The following is a 3162-nucleotide window of genomic DNA, read 5'->3' as shown; positions in this document are numbered from 1 at the left end:
ATAAATATGGCAGCTACCTACTCTCCCGCATTTTGGTGCAGTACCATCGGCCATGAGGGGCTTAACTACTCTGTTCGGTATGGGAAGAGGTGAACACCCTCGGTATAACCACCATAAGAAGGTAATACCGGACTATTGTCCAGTCAATAAGATTACATATTGGGAAGTTGTAAATGAGAGCAACAGAACAAACAATTAAAATATTAACATTGAAATTGATTAAAAAAAATTAAAGCGTACGGGCAATTAGTACTACTCGACTTTACTGTTACCAGTTTTACATCTGTAGCCTATCAACGTCGTAGTCTTCGACGACCCTTAAAAGAATACTCATCTTGTGGAAGGTTTCACGCTTAGATGCTTTCAGCGTTTATCCTGGCCGGACGTAGCTACTCTGCATTGCACCTGGCGGCACAACAGATACACCAGCGGTCCGTACGACCCGGTCCTCTCGTACTAAGGTCATGTCCACGCAATATTCTAACGCCCATCACAGATAGGGACCGAACTGTCTTGCGACGTTCTGAACCCAGTTCACGTGCCACTTTAATCGGCGAACAGCCGAACCCTTGGGACCTTCTCCAGCCCCAGGATGTGACGAACCGACATCGAGGTGCCAAACCTCCCCGTCGATATGAGCTCTTGGGGGAGATCAGCCTGTTATCCCCGGAGTACCTTTTATCCTTTGAGCGATGGCCCTTCCATACAGAACCACCGGATCACTTTAGCCGGCTTTCGCCCCTGCTCGACTTGTCTGTCTCACAGTCAAGCTCCCTTATACTAATGCGCTCTGCGTACGATTACCAACCGTACTGAGGGAACCTTTGCAAGCCTCCGTTACTTTTTAGGAGGCGACCACCCCAGTCAAACTACCCACCATGCACTGTTTCCCATCAGGGATTAGAGTCTAAGCAAACAAAGGTTGGTATTTCAACGACCGCTCCACGGCACCTGGCGGCACCGCTTCAAAGCGTCCCAACTATGCTACACATTGTTTGCTCAAAATCAATGCAAAGTTGTAGTGAAGGTTCACGGGGTCTTTCCGTCCCGTGACGGGTAACCGGCATCTTCACCGATACTACAATTTCGCCGGGCTCGCGGAGGAGACAGCGTTCAACTCATTAGACCATTCGTGCAGGTCGGAACTTACCCGACAAGGAATTTCGCTACCTTAGGACCGTTATAGTTACGGCCGCCGTTTACTGGGGCTTCAGTCAGGAGCTTTGGCTTGCGCCGAACACCCTTCCTTAACCTTCCAGCACCGGGCAGGTATCAGGCTCTATACGTCATCTTACGATTTTGCAGGGCCCTGTGTTTTTGTTAAACAGTTGGTTGAACCATTTTACTGAGACCACATTACTGTGGTATGCTTTATCCCGAAGTTACAGCATCAATTTGCCTAGTTCCTTCTCCGCGGCTCACCCGAGCACCTTAGGCTATTCGCCTCGACTACCTGTGTCGGTTTGCGGTACGGGCTGCCTTAGCCACACCTTAGAGGTTTTTCTCGGAGGTTTGATTAGGATCACTATCAGCGCTGCCGAAGCTTTGCTGTACTATCAGGTTCGCCATCAACTCCGGATTTACCTGGAATCGATATAACTACACCCTTTAACGGGAACATCCGTTGCCCCGCGGATCTTTCACTACCTCGTCACCCCATCGGAACTAAAGCAGGTACTGGAATATTAACCAGTTTTCCATCAGCTGCGCCTTTCGGCTTTGCCTAAGGACCCGACTAACCCTGATCCGATTAACGTTGATCAGGAACCCTTAGTCTTACGGTGAAGTAGTTTTTCACTACTTTTATCGCTACTTATGCCTACATTTTCTTTTGCCAACGCTCCAGCATACGTCGCCGTACACCTTCGATGCAGATGGCAATGCTCCCCTACCACTCAATTGCTTGAGTTTAGAGCTTCGGTGGTATGTTTGATGCCCGATTATTTTCCGTGCAGGACCTCTCGACCAGTGAGCTGTTACGCACTCTTTAAATGAATGGCTGCTTCCAAGCCAACATCCTGGCTGTTATAGAAGTCCCACCTCGTTTGATCAACTTAACATACGCTTAGGGACCTTAGCTGCTAATCTGGGTTATTTCCCTCTCGGCCACGGATCTTAGCACCCGCAGCCTCACTCCCGGAGAAATTTGCTAGCATTCGGAGTTTGTCAGGGTTTGGTAGGCGGTGAAGCCCCCTAGCCCAATCAGTAGCTCTACCTCTAGCAAACATCTATATCCGAGGCTGTTCCTAAAAACATTTCGGGGAGAACGAGCTATCTCTCAGTTTGATTGGCCTTTCACCCCTATCCACAAGTCATCCCAGAGCTTTTCAACGCTAACGGGTTCGGTCCTCCAGTGTGTGTTACCACACCTTCAACCTGCTCATGGATAGATCACAAAGTTTCGCGTCTACCCCCACTGACTAGTCGCCCTATTCGGACTCGCTTTCGCTACGGCTCCGTAACTTAAGTACTTAACCTCGCCAGTGAGGAGTAACTCGTAGGCTCATTATGCAAAAGGCACGCCGTCACCCGTTGCCAGGCTCCGACCGCTTGTAGGCGTACGGTTTCAGGTACTATTTCACTCCCTTGTTTAGGGTGCTTTTCACCTTTCCCTTACGGTACTGGTTCACTATCGGTCTCTGAGGAGTATTTAGCCTTACCAGATGGTGCTGGCAGATTCAGGCAGGATTCCTCCGGTCCCGCCTTACTCAGGATACTGCTCGTCCACAACTATTTCTGCCTACAGGACTATCACCTGCTATGGTCTTACTTTCCAGAAAGTTCAGCTTGAAGTTGCTTTCTAAATGCAGTCCTACAACCCCCGGGCAGCACGCTGCCAAGGTTTGGGCTGTTCCCTTTTCGCTCGCCACTACTTGGGGAATCACGATTGTTTTCTTTTCCTCCTGGTACTTAGATGTTTCAGTTCCCAGGGTTGACTTCCTTGCGGATGACATACCTTCAGTATGCCGGGTTGTCCCATTCGGAGATCTCCGGATCTAATGCTTGTGTGCAGCTCCCCGGAGCTTATCGCAGCTTACCACGTCCTTCATCGTCTCTCAGAGCCAAGGCATCCACCATACGCCCTTAAGTGCTTTAAAAGAGTTATTACTATTACTCGTCATTTACAACTTAAATTTTTAACTACCCAATATGTCAAAGAGC

At 49.2% G+C, this 3162-nt stretch carries 2 rRNA genes; both read right to left on the bottom strand.

The features are described 5' to 3' along the window. Nucleotides 1–4 precede the first annotated feature (4 nt). Nucleotides 5–116, bottom strand: a 5S ribosomal RNA gene (rrf, locus tag HB364_RS32830). A 110-nt stretch (nt 117–226) separates the two neighbouring features. After that, a 23S ribosomal RNA gene (locus HB364_RS32825) occupies nt 227–3098 on the bottom strand. Between the last annotated feature and the right edge of the window lie 64 nt (nt 3099–3162).

The organism is Paraflavitalea devenefica, from assembly GCF_011759375.1.
Taxonomy (GTDB): Bacteria; Bacteroidota; Bacteroidia; order Chitinophagales; family Chitinophagaceae; genus Paraflavitalea; species Paraflavitalea devenefica.
The sequence above is the reverse complement of the archived record's forward strand: the minus strand, read 5'-3'. Positions and strand labels throughout refer to the sequence as shown.